This window comes from Intestinicryptomonas porci (assembly GCF_033971905.1).
Taxonomy (GTDB): Bacteria; Verrucomicrobiota; Verrucomicrobiia; order Opitutales; family Intestinicryptomonadaceae; genus Intestinicryptomonas; species Intestinicryptomonas porci.
In genome coordinates, this window is sequence record NZ_JALBUT010000010.1 from 37,851 (window position 1) to 57,379 (window position 19,529).

The window sequence follows — 19,529 nt, forward strand, 5'->3', positions numbered from 1 at the left end:
CAAAAAAAATATCGCCTTTTGCAAGTTTTTTAAGATTATTGCGCAAAATAAAAAAAATGTGTTGCAAAAAACCGCCGCTTTATATTTGTTTAAATATTTAATTTTAAGAGTAAGGATTTATTTTGAGAAACGATTATCTTAAACAGGCTCAACAAAAAATTCAGGACCCGAACATATTGATTAACGTGGTTTCGCGCCGCGTAAAGCAGCTTAAAGCGGGTTCAAAACCTTGCGTTGAATCGCTCGAAAAGCTTTCGCTTGAAGATGTTGCCCTTCTTGAAATCATAAAGGACAAACTCTCCTACGAACTCTACGACATCAAAAAGAACGCATAGTTTGCGCACAGTTTCTTTGACGATTTGCCGCTTGGAACATTAAGTTGTGGGCGGTTTTGTCGTATTCACATAAAATGGCAAAAAAACAAGACATATCCGCGCGGATAACCGAAATCCGCAACCGCAAGGCTTCGCACGACTATTTTATCGGCGAAACTTTTGAGGCGGGCATTGTGCTTTCGGGAACGGAAGCAAAGAGTTTGCGCGCGGGCAAAGCCCAAATTCAAGACGCCTTCGTGAGAATAGACCGCGGCGAGGCGATTTTGTACAACTGCCATATTTCAGAATACGATTTCGGCAACATATATAACCACGTCGCAACCCGCGAGCGCAAACTATTGCTCCACAAAAACCAGATTTTAAAGCTGAAATCGGAAGTCGAAAAAAATTCCGCGGCGATAATCCCAATCAGAATATACTTTAAAAGAGGCTTCGCAAAAGTCGAAATTGCCGTCTGCAAAGGCAAAAAGCTGTACGACAAGCGCGAAAGCATAAAAAAAGCCGAAGCCATGCGCGAGGCAAAACGCGCAATGAGCTTGCGCAACTACCGCTAAAAATGGATTTCCCCTATATAAATATAGTGCTTCACAATCCGCAAATTCCGCAAAACACGGGAAACATCGGCAGAATGTGCGCCGTCTTGAATGCAAGACTCCACCTTATCCACCCTCTCGGCTTTGAGATTACCGACGCGAAGCTAAAGCGAAGTGGCATGGACTACTGGAAGAGCCTCGACGTCCATCACTACCAAAACTGGCAGGAATACAAGTCAAGCCCGAACGCCTCAAAGCGTATGTGGCTGTTGACGACAAAGGCGTCAAAAACGATTTTTGAAGCGGAATTTCAAGCGGGAGACGCCCTCGTTTTCGGCTCGGAAGACAGAGGCGCGCCCGATTTCCTGCATGAAGAACTGGCGGATTTCAGAATCACCATTCCACAGCCAAACACAGCGATGCGCTCTCTAAACCTGTCAACCTCGGCGGGGATAGCCGCCTACGAAATGTTCAGACAAATAACATTATTAAAACGCGCATAAGCAAAAACTTCTTGAAAAATTTTTTATCAAAAACAAAATAATTCAGGCATTATGAAAAATCAAAATACAAGAAAAGGCGGATGCCTGTTTACCATAATAAAGTGGATTACCCTGCTTGTCGTGTTGATGGGGGTTGTTTATTACTTTTTCGGCGGGCTTATAGTAAGCCAGGCAATAAAGGGCGTTGGGAAAATAGCGAATGTTGACATGGGCGGAGACGTAAGCATAAACCTGACTGACCAGGAAATAAAAATAAGCAACTTTTATATTGCAAACCCCCAGCCCGATTACACAAAGGCGACCGCAATATCTTTCGGGGAAGTTTTCATGCGCTCAAAAATCACGCTTGCAGCTCTAAAAAAAGAAGCACCTCTTGAAATTGACGAAATCAGAATTTCCGCTCCGCGCGTACAGCTCGAAAAGGAAAAGAATTCAACGCTTCTAAGCATAATGTCTAAAAACAATATAAAGGAAATCGAAAACAGATTTCTTTCAATGGTTCCGCAAAATAAATCCGACGCCTCCGAAGAAAAAGCGGACTCAAAACCTATTAAAATACGCATAAACAAAGTCGTGTTTGAAGACGGCATGCTTTCTTATTCAAGCGGCAAAAACGTATCTTCCGTAAAACTGCCGTCGTTTACGATTGAAGGCATAGGCTCGCAGGAAGGCGGAACGACCGTTTCCGGAGCGATTGTTGACATCATTTCAAACTTCTCAATCCAAACCTTGTCTTCCATAAAGAATTTAGCTTTGGATATTGGAAGCGCGGCGGGAGACATAACAAAAGACGAAGCCGATGAAATCACAAAACAAGTAAAAGACGTCTTTAAGCTCTTAAAAAAATAAATTAAACAAATAAAATCGCGAAGCGCAAAACTTCGCGATTTTTTATGGAATCAATTTGTAAAAAAACGCGTCCTTTCCGTAAAAGGCGCGTTTTTAATTGTTTTATTTTTCCGAAATTATGCCTTGTAGGAATTAAATATTTCTTCAATGGCATTCAAAAGCGCAGTCAAATTTTTGCGCGCGTCCGCTTTTGCGCCGCCAAGCTCTGCCGCTGAATTTACATTCTCGCGCGCAAATGCGTAAAATTTGATTTTAGGCTCTGTGCCCGACGCCCTTATCGCAAACGAATAGCCGTTTTCAAGCTTGTAGAAGAAGAATTTTTCCTTTGCGATTTTCTTTCCGTCCGCGTCGAAAACATCGTCTTTTGAAAAATTCAAAACGCTTGCAACTTTCACGCCGCCTACGCTTTCAAGCGGAGAGATTTCAAGCATGTTCAAAAAATCCCTTATGTAAGCAGAGCCGCTTGCGCCCTCTTTGTAAACGCTCTTCAAGTCTTCGAGGAAATAGCCGTTTCTAAGATAAATTTCGTCCAAATACTCGTCAACCGTCTTGCCCGCGCTCTTTAAATAAGCGAGAAGCTCGCTAAACATAATCACAGCCATATTCGCGTCTTTATCCCTAACGCTGTCCGTTCCCAAAAAGCCGTAGCTTTCCTCTCCGCCAAAGACAAAGAATGTCGAGTTTTCCTGCAAGAGCCTTGCCTTTTCCAAATACGAAAGATTAAGATAATCCAAATTCGCAATTTTGCGGTCAAGCTCTTCCTGATAGTCGCGAAGCTTCGCGCCAATCCATTTAAAGCCCGTCAAGGTGTTTATGCACTTGACCTCGTAAGAGGACGCGATGGCGTCTTGCAAGGGGCTTGTTACAAAAGTTTTTATTATCGCAGATTTTTCGGGACTTGTTATAATGCCGTGCTCAATCATTTTTGAAATGCGGTAGTCGCACAAAAGCGAGCCTATCATATTGCCCGTCAAAAGCCTCATTTCCCCGTTTCGCGCCCTGAAAGCCACGCCCATTCTGTCGGCGTCGGGGTCGGTCGCGACAACGCATTCTGCACCCGTGTCGTTGGCAAGAGAAATTGCCATCGAAAGAGTTTCGGCATATTCGGGATTAGGCTGCTTCACCGTGGGGAAACGCGGATCCATCACCATCTGTTCTTCCTGCAAAATCGGCTCCAAGCCGAAGTGCCGCATAACCTCGGGGCAAAGCACTGCTCCCGTGCCGTGGACGGGGGTAAAGACGATTTTCGGAGGATTTTTGCGCATTATGTCTTTATCGATGACGCAGTCTTCCAAGCTCTTTATGTACGAATCTTCCAAGCTTTTTTCTACGGTTTCGACATTTTTTAAATCTATTTCCAAAAAATCTTTAACGCTTTTTAAATCGACCGACTTCACGCAGGAGACAATGCCGTCGGCATGTTCAAATGCAGCTTGCGCGCCGTCTGAAAAGTACACTTTATATCCGTTGTCGCTCGACGGATTGTGGGAAGCTGTAATGACTATGCCCGCAGTTGCGCCGCTTCTTATGACGGTATAGGAAAGCTGGGGAGTGGAGCGCGGCCCGTCGAAAATTTTTACAACGCCTCCGAGCTTTGACCAGACAGAAGCCGCAAGCTCGCAGAAATGGCGGGAAAAATGGCGGACGTCGTGGGCTATGACCAATTTGGGCGCGCCGAGAGAATTTTTATCGCACCACTTTTTGCAGTAGGCAAAAAGCCCCATTGTCGCCCTTGCCACATTGATGTCGTTCATGCAGTTCGAGCCGACTGCCGCGTGTTCCGGAGTCCCCTGCGAAGAGACACTGCCAAGCTCGAAAGACGCCTTGTTTTTTGCGATGGTTCTGCCGCGCATTCCGCCCGTCCCGAACTCTATGGTTTTGAAAAACCTGTCGTTTAGCTCCTCGTAAAATTTCCCTTCAAAAAGCTCCAAGACGCTCGATAAAGCCCAATCTTGAAGAATGCCGCTTTCGACCCATTCGCAAATATTCTTGCATGCAGATTCGAGCAAAAGCCCGCAGGCGGCAGATTTTTTGGTAATATTTATAATTTCCGTTTGCTTGTCCATATTTTTTACGAGTTGAAACAGTGGTTTCAATAAATTGCCAATATGTCTTGAATTTAAGATTTAATACTTATTTTTGTCAATTACATTTATAAAAATTTATCGGAATTTACCAGACGAATTCATTTGTTTTTTTCGCGATAAGCTCGACTTTTGCGTCCGCCTCTTTAGAGCCGAAATTCGCGAGAGCCAAAGCCCAAAACCTGTCGGAATGCCCGTCAGCGGAAGATTCCGCCACAAATCTCACCCCGCCCAAAAGCGAAGTTTTGCGCTTCACTCCCCTTAAATCGGCAAAAATTTCCGCGGAATTTGGAATGCGTATTTTCGAACTTTCAAAAGCCGCGCGAAGGGGATAGGCAAGCTCCTCCTTGACAGCCGCCGTAAACGATATTCCCTCCACCCTCGAAAAGCCGAAACGCTCCTCCGCCCTCTCGGCAAACTGCCTGCCGATTCCCGTTTTGTCGATGCATACCCTGCGCAAAGCGGGATTTTGCATGTAAGAATATAAAACCGACTCCTGTTCGGCAAACGACGCGTCTTGCATGGACTTGACGTCCCGCGTGTACAAAGTATCGCCCAGTTTTTCTAAAAGCCAAAAAACGGTCAAATCTTTACACCTGCCTACATCAACGCCCAAAAACAAAACTCCGCTTGAAACACTGCTCCAGTCTTCGCCTTCATCGTAGGCGCATTTCAAGAGGAAATCGTATTTTAAAAACGACGAATTGTCGTCGAAAGGTTCGCACATATACTCCTGCATGAAGCTTTCATGGTCGGCGCACGAGTTTTTCACATAGTCAAAATATTCAGCCTCGTCCATTTGCGCGATTTCACTTTCAGGGCTTGACGCCGCCTTTAATTTTTCCAGAAATCCCTGCTCGAGGGCGTCCTGCAAAGTGACCCTGTGGACTGAAATTTTTTTGGGATTTGCGCCAAACCTTGCCTCTTCCAAAAGCTTGTTGAAAAAGTTTTCCTTTCCCCTGTGCGTTGAAATGATTTCAAGCCTTCCGCCCCATGTTATGCCGGGATAGGCTATCGAATAAAGCCTGCGCGGGTCGGGATGCAAGGCGAACTCGTCCAAAATCCTCGTCCCCCGCTTGCCCGCCTGAGCGTCGGGATTGGAAGAAAGCGAGTTTATGGAAGTGCCGTTTTTGAACAGCAGCGTTTTGGCTCCGGCATCGTCTCCGCAAAAAGAGCGCGCCGCACCAATTTCAAAAGCCGCAATATCCAAAATTTCCGCAAACTTTTTGCAGTCGGCAATAAAGAGCCGCGCCTGCAATTCGTCGCGAGAGCTAACCCATGAATCGAGCTTGGCGGAGGTTTTCGAATGCTCTCTGACAAGCGAATAAGCGGCAGTCCAGCTCATTCCGATTTGTCTGGATTTTTCCATGATTTTGATTTTGGAATTGTCCAAAATCCATTTTTTCTGGTATGGCAAAAAGAAGTCTTCGCGCATTTTTTACAAAAGCTTTAATTTTTTTTCGATTTTGCGCAAAACGTCTTCGGTGATTTCCCCCGCAGGCTTGGTTTCAGACGCCGCCGAACTCTTCGCCTTCGCGCCGTTTTCAGAAGAGACGAGCTTGTGAATCACGCCCGAAAGAGTATTCAAGTCGGAAAGCTCAAAATTTTCAGACGGAGTCCTGCAAAAGAAATCGAACAAAAGCTCCCAAGCCGCCTCAATGGTGGCTTCGGCTATAGTGGACTTTCCGCAAGACGCCTTGTCGGCAAGCTTTTTTGCCGCCTTTATGCGCTTCAAATGCGCGGAAAAATCCGCCGCAGTCTTGGATTTTGAGGATTTTACCCCGCCGATTTTATTTTCAACTTCCATACTAAAACCCCTCCGACTCCAAAAACGAAATGCCTCTTGAAGTCAGCCTGCTGCGCTTAAATCCCGCGCTTATAAAAGACGAAACCCTCTCCAAAAGCCCGAGCCCCGCAAGATATTCAATATCGGCAAAAAACTGTTTTTCGTCTAATTCAACACCTGAAAGCCTCAATCCCTGCATCAGAATTTCGTCAGACATTGCGGCGGGATAGGCGGCTTGTAGTTGAAGCAATATCGCCCTGCGCGACAAATTCTTTTTTTGTGCGTCCATGCTAATCCTTAAATTTTATCGAAAGCTTGTCAGTTTTGACTGTAAGCTCCGAAATTCTCTGGTTTGCCAAGGCTGCCTGAGCCGCCAAAGAGCTTATGTTTTGCGCGTTTTTTGAAATCAACTCGCGCATTTCCGAAAGAGACGCCCCGTATTGCCGCTGCATAAGGCGCGTGTCCTCGCGGATTTCCGCGCGAAGCGTGCGCAAGTCGTGGGTCGCCTCCGACATTATGCGTATAAATTCGCCCCTAAGCTTTTCGAGGTGCGAATGCGTTACAAAAGACAAATTCGGGTCGCGGGACTGCAAATGGAACTGCCTTACTTTGAGGGCAAGATAATACGCCCCCAAGAGAGAGCTTAAAACCATAAGCCCCGCGCCCACATACTGTGCGGATTCAATGTTCATTGCGCCATTTTAAAGGATTTGGCAAACCCCGTCAAAGATGGCGTTGAAAAATTTGTTGGAATTGACGCTTTTGATGTTTTTGAGCAAAAAAAAGCGCGGAAAAGAGCTTCCGCGCTAAAAAACAAATTCGCAATCCTTATTTAAGGGGAATTTCAAAGCCGAGAGTAAGGCGTTCTTCCTTCTTCTGGGCAGAACCCGAATTGACGGCGTCGTAGCTGTAAAAATATCTCGCCGCCAAATTTACGACTTCCGTAACCTCAAATACGATGCCTGCGGAGAACATATAATTATACTTGTGCACATTCGTCAAAGAAATGCCCGCAAAGAAATTCTGCTCGAAGCGCGAATACTTGTGGAATTTGTAGGTCAAATCTTCCATGAAAGTCGCCATCGGCACCCAGTGCTCATCGTATCCGTCGGCATTTACATAGCGAATGGAAGGACCTACGGAAACATTGATTACGAGTTTTTCGTCAAGAAACTTGAAAGAACGCCCAAGACCCACGATTTCGTCAACCTGGTCTTTGATTCCCTTAATCATATCAACAGAATACGCAAGGGTGTTCGTGAAATACCAGTTCGACGCCTGATCGAAGAAATGCTTGTAGTTTGTGCCGATACCGTACTTGTCGGTAGTCTTGTTGCGGTAAGACATGCCGTTGTCGAGAGTGCCCTTTTCGTATGCGTAATCGTAATAGGCGTTAAACTTGAATTCGTCCAATTCGCCCCACTTTTTGAAGCCCTCGAAGCCGAAAGTGTAGGAAGTTGTCTGAGAATCCGTCTTTCTGTACTCCACCGCGCCCGTAAGCTTGAATTCCCAGCCTTCGGGGACTATGCCGTGGACAAAATCCTTGTATTCGTCTATGAAGGATTTTTCTTCTGCAACATTTTCCGCGGGTTTATCCGAAGCGGCTATGGCATTCTGCGCGGCGGACTCTTCCGCAGGCTTTTCCGCAACTGCCTCTTTGGCAAGCTCTTCCTGTTTTTTGTCAGTAGGAGCCGCAGAAACCGAAACAATCTCCGAATTTGGTATGTCAATTAAGGCATACGGAGTTTGAATCGAAGTCTTGTCTTCTGTCTTGGAAGCGACTTCGCCTGTAATTCTATCGCCGTTTTTAAGCACAAAAACATCGGCATTCAGCGGCAATGAGGAAAGCGCAGCCAACGCCAAAAAAATATTCAATGTTATATTTTTCATAAACTGCGTTATAAAAATCAACAGACGGAAATTTGCAAGCATTAAAAAAAGGTTGAAAGATTAAAAAAAATATCCAGAGTAGAAAAAATTATGGCAGTACCGATTTCACAAGCAATGACAGTGGCGAAATACGCCATCGGAAATTCAATAAAGGGCGTAAAACGCTACCCTCTCGTAATGATGCTGGAGCCGCTGTTCCAATGCAACTTAAACTGCGTGGGATGCGGAAAAATACAATATCCGAGAGAAATCCTCGAAAAGAGAATGCCAAAAGAAGACGCATGGGCGGCAATCGAAGAATGCGGCGCGCCAATGGTGAGCATTGCGGGCGGCGAGCCGCTAATACACCCTGAAATGCCTGAAATGATACAGGGATTCATCGACCGCAAGAAGTACATTTACATGTGCACAAACGCGCAGATTTTATTGAAAAAAATCGACCTTTACAAGCCTAACAAGTTCTTCTCTTTCGGCATACATTTAGACGGCGTTGAAGAAGTCCACGACAAGTCGGTAAATAAGCTTGGAGCGCATAAAATCGCAGTCGAGGCAATCGAAGAAGCCGTAAAAAGAGGCTTCAGAGTAACGACAAACACCACGATTTTCAACAATGCCGACCCCGAACTTGTCCGCAAGCACTTTGACGAAACAATGGCTCTCGGCGTCGAAGGAATGATGATTTCCCCCGGATTTCCCTATGAAAAGGCGGCAAGCCAAGACATATTCCTCGAACGCAAAAAGACGGTCGAACTGTTCCGCAAAATCTTGTCGAACCCCGATCCGAAATGGGTTTTCAACCACTCGCCGAGTTTTCTCGCATTCTTGAAAGGCGAACAGGAATACGAATGCACCCCGTGGGGCAACCCCTGCTACAGCATTTTCGGATGGCAGAAACCCTGCTATCTGATTAACGACGGATACGTCAAAACTTACAAAGAACTGCTGGAATGCATCGACCAATACAAGCTCGGGCACAACGGCACGCGCCCCGAATGCAAAGACTGCATGCTCCACAGCGGCTATGAGCCAAGCGCGGTCTGCGACATTTTCGGCTCGTTCGGCGGCATGATGCGCGCGGCAAAGCACATGCGCAATTTCAAAAAGCGCGCATAGCCTTTTAACACAAAAATCCGCCATTGCGCCGCAAATGTACTCCCCCGACGTAAAACAGCCGCTTTTCCTTTCGGAAACAAGCGATGCCATTTTCAAGGCGGGCGGCGCAATGCAGGAATATCTCGGCTTTGAGCACCGTCCCGAACAGGAGGAGATGTCGAGATTTTGCGCGCAGGCGTTTGAATCCGACACCCCTTTGGTCTTCGAGGCGGGGACAGGCGTCGGCAAAAGCCTCGCATATTTGATACCCGGAATTATCGCGGCAAAAAGAACAAGACGCCCGCTCATAGTTTCGACAAACACGATAGCCCTTCAACAGCAGATTTTAAACAAGGATTTGCCCCTCGTTAAGCTGCTTTTTACGCGCGACGAAACCCTGCGCGAATTTGCGGACTTCAAAACCGCTTTTTTGGTCGGCAGGGCGAATTACTTATGCACAACCCGCCTAAGAAGAGCAATCGCCGAAAAAACCGAACTTTTTGAAACCAAGGAAGCCGCGGAGCTTGAAAGAATACGCGAATGGGCGTTAACCACCGAAACGGGGCTCTACGAAGAGCTGAATCCGCCGCCCATGCCCGAAGTCTGGGGATGGGTAAACGCCGACTCCTCGTCCTGTACGCTAAAAAACTGCTCCGATGGGCTTTGCTTCTACCAGAAAGCAAAAAAGAAAATCGCGGGAGCTGATGTCGTAATCGTAAACCACAGCCTGCTTTTTTCGTTGATTGCAAGCGGAGCTGCGAGCGAAATAGGCTCAAAGGGCGTTTTGTTTTCAAACGACATGTGCGTCTTGGACGAAGCCCATTTAATACATGACGTCGCGGCGGAAAATTTCGGGCTTTCAATTTCAAGCAGAGCTCTAAACAGGGAACTTAAACGCATTTACGATCCGCGCAAAAAAAGGGGGCTTATAATGCGCGGAGGTCTTGCAAGAGAAATCGAAAAAGACGTTGTTGCAGACGCCATTAGAGAAAGCGAAGAATTCTTTGCCTCTGTCAGGCAAAAATATTTGACAAAGCGCGACACCGTGTCGCTCTCCTCTCCGGAATGGATTGAAAACACTCTCGATAAACCTTTGGAAATTCTCGCGCAAACACTCGCCTCCCTCGCCTCCCGCGCACAATCCGAACAGGCGGCATCTGAGATAAAGGACTATCAGCGCAGAATAATCGCCGCCAGAAACGCATTGCAAGACGCCGTTTTTTTAAGCTCGCGCGACCATGTTTACTGGGTTGAAAAAAGCGGTTCTTCCGAAAACGTATCAATTCAAAGCGCGCCGATAGACGTCGCTCCCATTTTAAGGGAAGTTCTCTTCGAGCGCGAAACATCGGTAATACTTACGTCCGCAACGCTTGCAACATCAAAGGGCAATTTGGATAGCTTCATCGAAAAGACGGGGGCGGAAGCGGCGGAAAAATTCGTTGCAAATTCTCCTTTCGACTACAAAAAAAACATGCGCGTAATGCTTTGCAACGACGCGCCCGAACCCGACAAAGATTCGAAAAAACTCGACTGCGAAAACATCGCAAAAATAATCGAAAGGCTCTGCGCGGGCGTCGAAGGCGGCACCCTCGTCCTATTCACCGGCTACTACGAGATGAATAAGACTGCCGATTTTCTCTACGAAAGCAATATTTTGAAAGACAGACGCATACTCGTCCAAAAGCAGATGCCGCGCGCGGAGCTGATTGCAAGATTTAAAGAGCACGGCAACGCGGTTTTGCTCGGAACAGACTCTTTTTGGACGGGAATCGACGTCCCCGGGAAAGCTTTGTCGCAAGTGATTATAACCCGACTTCCGTTCGCAAACCCATCGCACCCGCTCGTAGAAGCGCGAAACAACAAAATTTTAAGCGAGGGCGGAAAGCCTTTCATACAGCTTTCAATCCCCGAAGCGATAATTAAATTCAGGCAGGGCGTCGGAAGGCTCATACGAAGCAAAACCGACAAGGGCATAATTTCTCTCTTGGATTCCCGCCTTGTAAGCAAACCTTACGGCAGGAATTTCATGGCGGCCCTTCCGCCCGCCCCTGTTCTGCGGTTCAATTCGGGAAATCTTGAATTGCAGTTAAAAACCGCGCTAAACGAACTTAAAATTTGACGAAACCGAATTTTTCGGCAAAATAAAAATCATTATGGATAAATTAGACGAAATTTTTCAAATGCAATATGAGCTTAACAAGCGCATTGGCATTGACTCCAAAAACTTGACAGAAGAAGAGCGCATAAAATGGGTATTGAACTACATACGCGCCCTCCAGCAGGAAGCGGCTGAGCTTACTGATTCCGTGCCGTGGAAATGGTGGGCGAAATACCAGAAATTCGACGCGCAAAACGCAAAAGTCGAAGTTGTCGATATGCTCCACTTTTTGATTTCCATCGCGCAGGTTTTGGGTATGGAAGCAAAGGATTTCCACGACGCCTACGTCAAGAAAAACGCAATAAACCACAGCCGCCAAGATTCAGGCTATACGGTAAAAGACGAAAACGACTGCCGCAGCATATAACCTGCGCTTAACAGCGGCAAATATTTAAAACCAAGGAGATTGCAAAAGATGCAATCTCCTGTTTGTTTACAATCTGAAAATAAAAAAGGCGGCATTGAAACAATGCCGATGCCGCCTCAATGAAATAGCCGAATTTTTTTAATTCCCTGTTATTCGCCCGCAAACACCGACGAAACTAATATAGACCTTGGGATTTCCACGCCATCCAAGTTATCGCCGCTTATTTCCGCCACGGAGTTTGGCGACTGCTTCACATCTTCGTTTTCTATTGCCGCACCACTGTCGTCAACCAAGTCGAAAACGATTTTTATGCTCTTGATTTCGGCGTAAACGCCGTCATGTAATTTTATCTTCATTTTACAGCCTTTCTATTTTGTAAAAAAATTCAATCTCGCCCGTAAAAATTCCCGAAGGAGAAACTGTTGCGGCGCAATCTTCTCCGGAAATCCACTCGCCTACCCTTGCAAGAACGTTCGCTTCCAAATCGGCTGAAAGCGTCTTTGAATTTACACATGCGGAAATTGAAACTTCCGACGCGCTTTTTGCGAATATCTCGACAATCGAATTTTTCGGAATTGCCACGCTGCTTTCCTGCGACGCCTGCGTTCCCGCCCATGCAAGGCGTTCAAAACAATGCGCGGGATTTTTCTTCAAAGAAAAATCAACCAATCCGAAAGACTCGGCATGGTTTTGATTTAGAGAAGAGTCTTTTATTTGGTTTGAATCCGCCTGCATGTCAAAGCTCGCCAGCGCACCCAAAACTTCGAAATTGAATTTTGCCAGCCTGTATGCCCCCAAACAGCTTGAATCGGATTCAGGCGCGCAAATCGAAATTCTTATGGGAATTGAAACATCAGGAACGGAAAGCTCCACGATTTTGTCTATAAAAGTCCAAGAATCCGAACTGAAAAGCGATGGGGAAAAAGTTTCCAACTTCGCGCTGTTGCCCGCAGATTTGCTCAACCGCACAAATATGCCGCCATTTGCATTCAGTTTTTTTGCGTAAAAAGAAATATGCGCTTGGATTGTCCTGCCGGCAAACTCTTTCAAGTTTATTTCGTTATTGTATAAATAAGAAGTTGCGGGATAGCCTGCGGGATTTATCGACCCCGGCTGTGATGAATAGTCAACGGCATAATCTATGCCCAACGCCGCGGCTTCTGCATCGTCCGACAAATCCGCATTTGCTATATATCTCGAATTATAAACCCCGATTGAGGCAGACCAATCGCCCCTTTTCGCGGACGCGTTCGCCCATCCGCCATTCGACGAAGCCCCCAAATTCTCGTCTGAATTCTGATTTACGCCCAAAAGCGAAAAACGCGATTCCCCCATGCCGCCCGAAAAATCATCAACCGAATATACGGGATTTTCAGCGGACATATCCGCGTTAAAAATTTTTACGCGCGAAACTTCAACGCCTTCCGCCGCAATATTCCCGTCGGAACCGATTAAGCACTGCGCGGAAAAATTCTTAATTTCTCCCCACGCGCCCGAAGACGCCGCCACAACAGGCTTTCCGTTTACAAAAAGCTTTATGAAACGGCTTTTAAAATCCACTATGAAAACAAGGGCATTTGATTTTCCGATTTCAAATTCGGAAGCTTCATACGAAAAAATAGACGTAAATTCTGATTCCCCCGCTTTCACCGAAACGCCGATTCCGCTTTCGCCTGCCGCAATTTTCAAAACATCCGAAACACTTAAAATCGGAGCGCAAGACGATGGAATTTTATCAAGCTTCAAATTGAAGCAAAAAGAGTACGCCATAGGCTTCCAATTTATCGGCTTCGTTTTCAAATATCCGCCGCAAAACCGCGCAACGGCAAAATTTTCCTTTGCAAATGCCAGTGTTTGCAATCCTTTTTTATTCTCATTTACCGCGCTTTGAAGTTCAAAGAAGTCACCCTGATTCACGCCGCCCAAATTATTAAGCGCGGTATTTGCATCGGGCAAGTCCGACAAATTTAAAGATTTTTCAAGATACTGCGCATGCGAATGGCTCCCAGCAACAGCTTGGTTTACAATTCCTTGGGTTTCGCTTTTTGAAAAGACCCCCAGATTGTCTCTGGCAATTTTTGCGTCTGATAAATCGCCCAAATTTTTTTGCGACGAAAGAAAAACCTCGTCTGCCTCAACCTTTGTGTAGTAGCGCGGATTATTTAATGGCAACAAGTTTGGCTCCGCCGAATAATTTTCCAGAACACAAATCCATCCGCTTGAAAACGTAACGCGCGAGCCATCCGCAAAATCCACAAAAATCCGCATCCACTTTTCGCCTGCGGGAACAGAAGTTTCAGACTGCCCGAAAGAAAATACGGCGTGAAAAAATCCGTTTTCGGCAATTTCGCCAAGAGACAGCCCGCTTTCAATCTGCGTAAATTCGGCGCATTCCTTGCGCATCAAAAGCGACACTTCCCTCGGATTTACGGCATTAAATCCGCCAATGTCCAAGATTTCGAGAGTTGCCGAAACCGCGCTTGAAATATCGAACGCCTTCGCGTCTTGAATAAACGCGACGCCTATTTCAAGGCTGTCGCCGCGCCTGAAATTTATCAAGTCGTTGGTTTCGGGATTTTTTGCCGAGCCCAAATTCGCGGCATCGGCAAAAATTTTGATTTTTCTGGAGTTTGACATAAGTTTTCCTTTGGTTCTAAGTTTGCGGAAAACAAGTATATCAATGAAAAATCAACCCTCAAATTTACTTTGGATAAATTTTATGGAATTTAACTTTTTGATGCTGTTGAAGTTTTTGCTAAAATTTCAGCTTGTCAAAAGCGGAAGTCCATGCGCTGTTTATGTTTTGGTTTCTGTCTTGGCGCGGCGCGCTTTTTGTCGGGTTGAAAGGCTTTTTTTGCCCGCTTCTTGCGATGTCGCCCGCGCCCATAACTTTCTTTTGCGGATTGGATTTCATTGAAAGAGAAATCCTGCGGCGCACCTTGTCAACTTCCAAAACATAAACATTCACTTTTTGCTGGGGCTTTACTACCTCGTTCGGGTCGCGCACGAAAGTATCGGAAAGCTCGCTTATGTGCACCAGCCCGTCCTGGTGCACGCCTATGTCTACAAACGCGCCGAAAGCCGTGACGTTCGTGACAATGCCGGGCAAGCGCATTCCCTCGCGCAAGTCTTCAATCTCGCAAATTCCGTCGGCGAATGAAAAAGCTTCAAACTTTTCGCGCGGGTCTCTGCCGGGCTTTCCGAGTTCGCTCAAAATATCTTTTAAAGTGGGCAGCCCTACGCTTTCTGAAACATATTTTTTTAAATCAATTTTTGCGCGAAGCTCCGCCGACTTTAAAAGGGACGCCACGTCGGCATTCAAGTCTGAGGCGATTTGCGAGACGAGCGCGTAGCGTTCAGGGTGGACCGCACTTTCGTCAAGCGGATTTTCTCCGCCGCGTATTCTCAAAAATCCCGCCGCCTGCTCAAAAGTCTTAGCCCCCAGCCCCTTTACCGAAAGCAAGTCTTTGCGGGACTTAAAAGCCCCGTGGGCATCTCTGTGCGCCACGATGTTCGCGGCAACCGACGCATTCAAGCCCGACACATACGACAAAAGCTGCCTGCTCGCAGTATTGACTTCAACGCCCACGCTGTTTACGCAACTTATCACAACGTCGTCGAGAGTGCGCTTTAAAAGCGGCTGGTTTACGTCGTGCTGATACTGCCCCACCCCTATTGACTGCGGGTCTATTTTCACAAGCTCTGCAAGTGGGTCCATCAAACGCCTGCCTATCGACACCGCGCCGCGGACAGTGATGTCGTAATTTGGGAACTCCTCGCGGGCGACTTCGCTTGCGGAGTAAATTGAAGCACCGCTTTCATTTACCATCACAACGGGAATAGCCTTTGAAAGTCCGAGAGAGTTTATGAAAGATTCCGTTTCTCGGCTTGCGGTTCCGTTGCCGATTGCGACAGCCTCTATCTCAAACCGCTTGCAAAGCTTCAAAACTTCCATTCCCGCTTCCTGACGCTTCAACGCGCCCTGTTCGGGATAAATCACGCCGTTATGCAAAAGCGCGCCCTGTCTGTTTAAAACAACGACCTTACAGCCCGTCCTGAAACCGGGGTCGATTGCCAAAACGTTTTTCTGCCCCAGCGGAGACGCCATCAAAAGCTCGCGCAAATTGTTTGCAAATATTTTTACGGCGTCTTCGTCCGCCCGCTTTTTAAGCTCCAAGCGCATGTAAGTTTCGGTTGTGGGAGAAAGCAGACGCTTGTAGGAATCTTCAACGGCGCGCTCCACGATTTTTGCACATTCGCCGCTTCCGTTTACAAAGCGTCTTTTTAAAATCGAAACCGCTCCAATCTCGTCGGGCAATACCCTCATAATCAAAAAGCCCTCTGTTTCCCCCCTTCTCACCGCCAAAATTCTGTGGGACGGCGCGGTGCTTGCGGGCTCTGAAAGCTCGAAATAATCGCGGTACTTCGCGCCCTCCTCTTCCTTTCCGAACATGACTTTTGAAGTCATGAGGGCGTTTTTTTCAAAATAATCGCGCATCAAAGAGCGCGCGTCGGCATCGTCCGAAACGATTTCGGCAATGATGTCGCAGGCTCCCGCAATGGCGGCGTCAACGTCTGCGACTTCCTTTTCCGAATTTACAAACTCGCCCGCCTTTTCAGAAACGGAAGAATTCTGGTTTTCCAAAATGAATTGCGCCAAAGGCTCCAAGCCGCGCTCTTTGGCAATCATCGCACGGGTCCTGCGCTTTGGCTTGAACGGCTGGTAAATATCCTCAAGCCGCGCCATGGTTTCGGCTTCGTCGATGGATTTTTCAAGGTCCGAAGAAAGCAAATTGCGCTCCTTCAAGGAATCTTTTATCGACTTCTTGCGCGCATCGAGCAAAGACAGGCGTTCAAGCTCGTCCCTTATTGCCGTGATTTGAACTTCGTCAAGAGACCCTGTCGCCTCTTTTCGGTATCTGGCAATGAAAGGCACCGTCGCGCCACCCTCCAAAAGCTTTGCAGTTTCCTCAACCTGCTTTACAGGTATGTTTACGGCTTTCGCCGCCAAAATGATGTGGTTTGCGTCCATAAATTTTACAAATTATTTCTTTAAAAAAACAAAAAACACCCCAAGAACTATAAATGCGAAACCCACAAAATAGTTCCACCTGAGCTCCTCTTTCAAATACAAAACCGAAAACGCCATAAATACACAAAACGTAACGGATTCTTGAATGGTTTTAAGCTCAGCCGCGTTAAAAGTTTCATAGCCGATTCGGTTGGCGGGAATGACAAGGCAATATTCGAAAAACGCAATGCCCCAGCTTATCAATATTATGAGAAAAGTCGGCATCTGCTTTATCTTCAAATGCCAGTACCACGCAAACGTCATAATGATGTTTGATAAGACGAGCATTGCAACGGGCTGGACGTATTTCATGGATTATTTAAAGTCAAAACTCTAATTGAATAATTTTTTCATTAAACCATTTTAAGGCATGAAAAGTCAAACGTTTTGCTGAAAACGCAAGCCATAAAATTTTCGTTGAAAAAACAGACGGATGTGCAATATTGAAAAAATGCCGATATCGCAAATAATTCTAATAGGCATAGGGCTTTCAATGGACGCATTCGCCGTGTCGATTTGCATGGCGGCGTCAAATTCCGCGCTCCGCCTTAAAAATATGCTCGTCATTGCAGGTTTTTTCGGCGGATTTCAGGCATTGATGCCGTACATCGGATGGCAGGCAAGTATTTTCGCAAGCTCATATATCGAAAAAACAGACCACTGGATTGCGGCAGTTCTGCTATACTACATCGGCGGAAAAATGTTCTCGGAAGGGTTTAAATGCAAGGCTTGCGAAATTGAAAAAAAATCATACGGAGACCCGACAAACGTTTACGTTCTTTTCATGCTGTCAATCGCTACAAGCATAGACGCCCTTGCCGTCGGGATTTCTCTCGGATGCCTGAAATGCGGAATCGCGCTTCCGGCCGTCATAATCGGGTGCGTGACGTTTTTAATTACGCTTGCGGGGGCAGTTTTGGGAAAGAAAATAAGCACGTTTGTCGGAGGGAAAGCAGAGATGATCGGAGGCATAATCCTTATCGGGATAGGCACTAAAATCCTAATCGACCACCTTTTCCTGCAATAAAAAAATTTTTCAGGCAAGACATTGAAAAATAAAAGCCCAAACCTCAAAAAAAATTAAGCCCGCAATATCAAAAACTTATAAAGAAAATCGCCCGAAGAAAAAAATTTCTTAAAAAAAAGCTTGCAATAAAAAATAAAAAGTCTTTCATAGGGGCTTTTAATTGACGCAGGGTAGAGCAGCTTGGTAGCTCGTCAGGCTCATAACCTGGAGGTCGTTGGTTCAAATCCAGCCCCTGCACCCAATTAAACAGAATTTTCAGGGGTGGTAGTTCAGTTGGTTAGAATGCTGGCCTGTCACGCCGGAGCTCGCGGGTTCGAGTCCCGTCCATCCCGTAATTAAGAAACCCTCTCAGACAAAACGTTTGAGAGGGTTTTTCTTTTGCCTCAAAGGGATTGCGGGAATAGGGTCAACCACAAAGGGTTTAAGTATAAAGAGCATAGAAAAAAGCACAAAAATGACACCATTAGTTTTTCACAATTTTATATTTGTAATTTGTTTTCAATCTCTTTGCTAATCAACAAAAAACCACCCAAATGAATGCATTCGGACGGTTTTTATTACGAGGCATGAGTGGGAATCAAACCTATAAAAGATTGTTTGTTGTAAATAACTTATGAAATTATTTAAAAAATTGGTGCAAAAAAGGTGTAAAACTTTTAACTATTTTTATAAAAGTTTTTACTCTTACAATATGGACATTCTTTCTTTCCGAAAATATACATCGAAAACAAGAAAATCGCCCAACCGATTGCGTATATTAGTAGAAAAAAACATCCGGCGCGAAATTTAAACGAAAAGGCGGTCGCGCAAAGTAAAATCATTATAAGATTGAGACAAACTGCGCGTACCGAATCAAAAGAAAATTCACTTTTGGGGCTATCGAATTGTTTTTTGCAGGTTGTACAGGTGTATTTTTTCATGATGTAAAATATTACGAGTTAACGCCGATATAAACGCCAGTTGCTATGACATAAGCGACCGAAAAAATGCCAAATATCGCGCTTAGACCGCCGAAAATGACGAGCGGAATAACACTGCCGATAGAGGCAACCCCCGTCATTCCTATAAACCAGAAGACAACGCTTACAAATGCCGTAAGAATTGCATAAATGGCAAGTTTAAACATTGTGCCGCTTTTAACTGTTTTATCTTGGGTTGCTATTTGCTTAGTTTGTGTAGGTTTTGCGTATTTCTTTGCAAAATCTGGATTTTGACGCATATATTCTTCCATGTCCATGATTATACCTTTTTCTTTGATTTGTTAGAAAAACATTTTTATATCATAAAACAAAATAAAATTACAATATATTTTAACAAATTCATAAAACCGAAAAAAAATATTGACCTTTTTAAGATAGAAAGTAGCGTATAAAACTTCTTTTATTTAAAAGATTTCAGGAGAGATGACAGAGTGGTCGATTGTGCCTGACTCGAAATCAGGTGTGCGGGAAACCGTACCGAGGGTTCGAATCCCCCTCTCTCCGCCAGTTTTTAAGCGTAAAAGGCAGATTTTGCATTAAGTTGCGAATCTGCCTTTTCTTGCGTCGGCTCGCGACAAAATGCAAGTGCTTGCAAATCAGGGTTCAAGAAAAAGCGAAGTGGTAGCAAAACAGCAACTAAACTGCAACTATGCCTCCGCCCGCCGCAACTGGCGCCACTTTACGCCAAAAGATATAATATAAGCTTTCCATAAGTGGTAATTCCTAATTTTGGGGTCAACACCAAAGAGAGTGGATTTTAGTGAAAGACGCCGCATAGAACCAAGACCCTCAATCTGTAATTTTGGAAGTTTCGATAACCATAAGCCATTCGTTGTATCAGTTTCATTTTTCTA

The 19,529-nt window shown here is 45.7% G+C and carries 20 protein-coding genes and 3 tRNA genes; 11 read left to right on the forward strand and 12 right to left on the reverse strand.

Annotation, left to right across the window (positions count from 1 at the left end; translation table 11 throughout):
- The first annotated feature begins 122 nt into the window (after positions 1-122).
- The 4 genes from MOX91_RS08430 to MOX91_RS08445 all read left to right on the forward strand — a co-directional run bounded on the left by MOX91_RS08430 (position 123) and on the right by MOX91_RS08445 (position 2,220).
- Entirely contained in the window at positions 123-335 is a 213-nt protein-coding gene (locus MOX91_RS08430; RefSeq protein ID WP_370397642.1) for a DNA-directed RNA polymerase subunit omega, read from the forward strand.
- Between the two features lie 74 nt (positions 336-409).
- The gene (smpB, locus tag MOX91_RS08435) at positions 410-889 is read left to right on the forward strand and encodes an SsrA-binding protein SmpB (protein WP_370397643.1); all 480 of its coding nucleotides are present in this window, start codon (positions 410-412) and stop codon (positions 887-889) included.
- Between the two features lie 2 nt (positions 890-891).
- The gene (locus tag MOX91_RS08440) at positions 892-1,371 is read left to right on the forward strand and encodes a tRNA (cytidine(34)-2'-O)-methyltransferase (RefSeq protein WP_370397644.1); all 480 of its coding nucleotides are present in this window, start codon (positions 892-894) and stop codon (positions 1,369-1,371) included.
- Positions 1,372-1,422: 51 nt separating this feature from the next.
- The gene (locus MOX91_RS08445; RefSeq protein ID WP_370397645.1) at positions 1,423-2,220 is read left to right on the forward strand and encodes an AsmA family protein; all 798 of its coding nucleotides are present in this window, start codon (positions 1,423-1,425) and stop codon (positions 2,218-2,220) included.
- 116 nt (positions 2,221-2,336) lie between these two features.
- Here MOX91_RS08445 and MOX91_RS08450 read toward each other — a convergent pair whose 3' ends face one another.
- The 6 genes from MOX91_RS08450 to MOX91_RS08475 form a co-directional block, all read right to left on the reverse strand.
- Positions 2,337-4,286: a phospho-sugar mutase gene (locus MOX91_RS08450; RefSeq protein ID WP_370397646.1), complete on the reverse strand. Its 1,950-nt coding sequence runs from the start codon at positions 4,284-4,286 to the stop codon at positions 2,337-2,339.
- A gap of 106 nt (positions 4,287-4,392) precedes the next feature.
- Entirely contained in the window at positions 4,393-5,739 is a 1,347-nt protein-coding gene (locus MOX91_RS08455; RefSeq protein WP_370397647.1) for a phage terminase large subunit family protein, read from the reverse strand.
- A 3-nt stretch (positions 5,740-5,742) separates the two neighbouring features.
- Positions 5,743-6,111, reverse strand: a complete 369-nt coding sequence (locus MOX91_RS08460; protein ID WP_370397648.1) for a hypothetical protein — start codon at positions 6,109-6,111, stop codon at positions 5,743-5,745.
- 1 nt (position 6,112) lies between these two features.
- Entirely contained in the window at positions 6,113-6,379 is a 267-nt protein-coding gene (locus MOX91_RS08465; protein ID WP_370397649.1) for a hypothetical protein, read from the reverse strand.
- A gap of 1 nt (position 6,380) precedes the next feature.
- Complete coding sequence (locus MOX91_RS08470; RefSeq protein WP_370397650.1) at positions 6,381-6,782, reverse strand: hypothetical protein; 402 nt, start codon at positions 6,780-6,782, stop codon at positions 6,381-6,383.
- Positions 6,783-6,918: 136 nt separating this feature from the next.
- Complete coding sequence (locus MOX91_RS08475) at positions 6,919-7,980, reverse strand: DUF481 domain-containing protein (protein WP_370397651.1); 1,062 nt, start codon at positions 7,978-7,980, stop codon at positions 6,919-6,921.
- Positions 7,981-8,070: 90 nt separating this feature from the next.
- Here MOX91_RS08475 and hpnH point away from each other — a divergent pair, with 90 nt between their 5' ends.
- Genes hpnH through MOX91_RS08490 form a run of 3 tightly spaced genes read left to right on the forward strand, consistent with a single transcriptional unit; the run spans position 8,071 to position 11,597 of the window.
- Positions 8,071-9,093: an adenosyl-hopene transferase HpnH gene (hpnH, locus tag MOX91_RS08480; protein ID WP_370397652.1), complete on the forward strand. Its 1,023-nt coding sequence runs from the start codon at positions 8,071-8,073 to the stop codon at positions 9,091-9,093.
- A 34-nt stretch (positions 9,094-9,127) separates the two neighbouring features.
- The gene (locus tag MOX91_RS08485) at positions 9,128-11,191 is read left to right on the forward strand and encodes an ATP-dependent DNA helicase (protein ID WP_370397653.1); all 2,064 of its coding nucleotides are present in this window, start codon (positions 9,128-9,130) and stop codon (positions 11,189-11,191) included.
- 34 nt (positions 11,192-11,225) lie between these two features.
- A complete protein-coding gene (locus MOX91_RS08490) occupies positions 11,226-11,597 on the forward strand; it encodes a dUTPase (RefSeq protein ID WP_370397654.1) in 372 nt (123 codons plus the stop codon).
- Positions 11,598-11,746: 149 nt separating this feature from the next.
- Here MOX91_RS08490 and MOX91_RS08495 read toward each other — a convergent pair whose 3' ends face one another.
- From MOX91_RS08495 to MOX91_RS08510, 4 genes are all read right to left on the reverse strand, one after another.
- Positions 11,747-11,953 carry a hypothetical protein gene (locus MOX91_RS08495; protein ID WP_370397655.1) on the reverse strand — a complete coding sequence of 69 codons (207 nt, stop codon included), beginning with the start codon at positions 11,951-11,953 and terminating at the stop codon, positions 11,747-11,749.
- Position 11,954: 1 nt separating this feature from the next.
- Entirely contained in the window at positions 11,955-14,234 is a 2,280-nt protein-coding gene (locus MOX91_RS08500) for a hypothetical protein (protein WP_370397656.1), read from the reverse strand.
- Positions 14,235-14,352: 118 nt separating this feature from the next.
- Positions 14,353-16,629 carry a Tex family protein gene (locus MOX91_RS08505; protein WP_370397657.1) on the reverse strand — a complete coding sequence of 759 codons (2,277 nt, stop codon included), beginning with the start codon at positions 16,627-16,629 and terminating at the stop codon, positions 14,353-14,355.
- A gap of 12 nt (positions 16,630-16,641) precedes the next feature.
- Complete coding sequence (locus MOX91_RS08510) at positions 16,642-16,980, reverse strand: DMT family protein (RefSeq protein WP_370397658.1); 339 nt, start codon at positions 16,978-16,980, stop codon at positions 16,642-16,644.
- Positions 16,981-17,119: 139 nt separating this feature from the next.
- On the opposite strand from MOX91_RS08510, the gene MOX91_RS08515 reads away from it, so the two are divergent.
- From MOX91_RS08515 to MOX91_RS08525, 3 genes are all read left to right on the forward strand, one after another.
- The gene (locus MOX91_RS08515; RefSeq protein ID WP_370397659.1) at positions 17,120-17,695 is read left to right on the forward strand and encodes a manganese efflux pump MntP; all 576 of its coding nucleotides are present in this window, start codon (positions 17,120-17,122) and stop codon (positions 17,693-17,695) included.
- Positions 17,696-17,859: 164 nt separating this feature from the next.
- Positions 17,860-17,936: transfer RNA gene (locus MOX91_RS08520), tRNA-Met, on the forward strand.
- Between the two features lie 17 nt (positions 17,937-17,953).
- Positions 17,954-18,027: transfer RNA gene (locus tag MOX91_RS08525), tRNA-Asp, on the forward strand.
- 599 nt (positions 18,028-18,626) lie between these two features.
- Here MOX91_RS08525 and MOX91_RS08530 read toward each other — a convergent pair.
- Positions 18,627-18,932 (reverse strand): hypothetical protein, encoded by a 306-nt coding sequence (locus tag MOX91_RS08530; RefSeq protein ID WP_370397660.1) that lies wholly within the window; start codon positions 18,930-18,932, stop codon positions 18,627-18,629.
- Positions 18,933-19,092: 160 nt separating this feature from the next.
- On the opposite strand from MOX91_RS08530, the gene MOX91_RS08535 reads away from it, so the two are divergent.
- Positions 19,093-19,182 (forward strand) — tRNA-Ser (locus MOX91_RS08535).
- 250 nt (positions 19,183-19,432) lie between these two features.
- Here MOX91_RS08535 and MOX91_RS08540 read toward each other — a convergent pair.
- Positions 19,433-19,529: transposase (locus tag MOX91_RS08540; protein ID WP_370397661.1), on the reverse strand; the 97-nt coding region annotated here is incomplete at its 5' end.

Coding starts and splice junctions, on each gene's coding strand:
- smpB (WP_370397643.1), top strand. CDS start 410: ATGGCAAAAAAACAAGACATATCCGCGCGGATAACCGAAATCCGCAAC.
- MOX91_RS08440 (WP_370397644.1), top strand. CDS start 892: ATGGATTTCCCCTATATAAATATAGTGCTTCACAATCCGCAAATTCCG.
- MOX91_RS08445 (WP_370397645.1), top strand. CDS start 1,423: ATGAAAAATCAAAATACAAGAAAAGGCGGATGCCTGTTTACCATAATA.
- MOX91_RS08450 (WP_370397646.1), bottom strand. CDS start 4,286: ATGGACAAGCAAACGGAAATTATAAATATTACCAAAAAATCTGCCGCC.
- MOX91_RS08455 (WP_370397647.1), bottom strand. CDS start 5,739: ATGCGCGAAGACTTCTTTTTGCCATACCAGAAAAAATGGATTTTGGAC.
- MOX91_RS08460 (WP_370397648.1), bottom strand. CDS start 6,111: ATGGAAGTTGAAAATAAAATCGGCGGGGTAAAATCCTCAAAATCCAAG.
- MOX91_RS08465 (WP_370397649.1), bottom strand. CDS start 6,379: ATGGACGCACAAAAAAAGAATTTGTCGCGCAGGGCGATATTGCTTCAA.
- MOX91_RS08470 (WP_370397650.1), bottom strand. CDS start 6,782: ATGAACATTGAATCCGCACAGTATGTGGGCGCGGGGCTTATGGTTTTA.
- MOX91_RS08475 (WP_370397651.1), bottom strand. CDS start 7,980: ATGAAAAATATAACATTGAATATTTTTTTGGCGTTGGCTGCGCTTTCC.
- hpnH (WP_370397652.1), top strand. CDS start 8,071: ATGGCAGTACCGATTTCACAAGCAATGACAGTGGCGAAATACGCCATC.
- MOX91_RS08485 (WP_370397653.1), top strand. CDS start 9,128: ATGTACTCCCCCGACGTAAAACAGCCGCTTTTCCTTTCGGAAACAAGC.
- MOX91_RS08490 (WP_370397654.1), top strand. CDS start 11,226: ATGGATAAATTAGACGAAATTTTTCAAATGCAATATGAGCTTAACAAG.
- MOX91_RS08495 (WP_370397655.1), bottom strand. CDS start 11,953: ATGAAGATAAAATTACATGACGGCGTTTACGCCGAAATCAAGAGCATA.
- MOX91_RS08500 (WP_370397656.1), bottom strand. CDS start 14,234: ATGTCAAACTCCAGAAAAATCAAAATTTTTGCCGATGCCGCGAATTTG.
- MOX91_RS08505 (WP_370397657.1), bottom strand. CDS start 16,629: ATGGACGCAAACCACATCATTTTGGCGGCGAAAGCCGTAAACATACCT.
- MOX91_RS08510 (WP_370397658.1), bottom strand. CDS start 16,980: ATGAAATACGTCCAGCCCGTTGCAATGCTCGTCTTATCAAACATCATT.
- MOX91_RS08515 (WP_370397659.1), top strand. CDS start 17,120: ATGCCGATATCGCAAATAATTCTAATAGGCATAGGGCTTTCAATGGAC.
- MOX91_RS08530 (WP_370397660.1), bottom strand. CDS start 18,932: ATGGACATGGAAGAATATATGCGTCAAAATCCAGATTTTGCAAAGAAA.